The sequence below is a fragment of the Longispora urticae genome, assembly GCF_053902585.1.
The window spans coordinates 1-309 of the sequence record NZ_JAQZSH010000068.1; the positions used below are offsets into that span (position 1 = coordinate 1).

At 51.1% G+C, this 309-nt stretch carries 1 rRNA gene; it reads right to left on the reverse strand.

The features are described from left to right. Positions 1-145: ribosomal RNA gene (locus tag PT931_RS36095) — 16S ribosomal RNA — on the reverse strand; the annotation flags it as partial. Positions 146-309: the final 164 nt, after the last annotated feature.

Consider the following 309-nt stretch of genomic DNA (forward strand, 5'->3'; position numbering starts at 1 on the left):
GGTTATCCCGAAGCCAAGGGCAGGTTGCTCACGTGTTACTCACCCGTTCGCCGCTCGAGTACCCCGAAGGGCCTTTCCGCTCGACTTGCATGTGTTAAGCACGCCGCCAGCGTTCGTCCTGAGCCAGGATCAAACTCTCCAATAAGGTTTGTTCAAACCCTGGCAAGGAACATAGCTGGCAAAAAAAATCTTTGCCGCTGTTGTCCATTACCAAAGGAATCCACATCAAACACCAGAACCAAAGTCCCAGTGCCGACGGGGTAAATCATAATTGGCACTAACTTTCCGACACCCTGTTGAGTTCTCAAA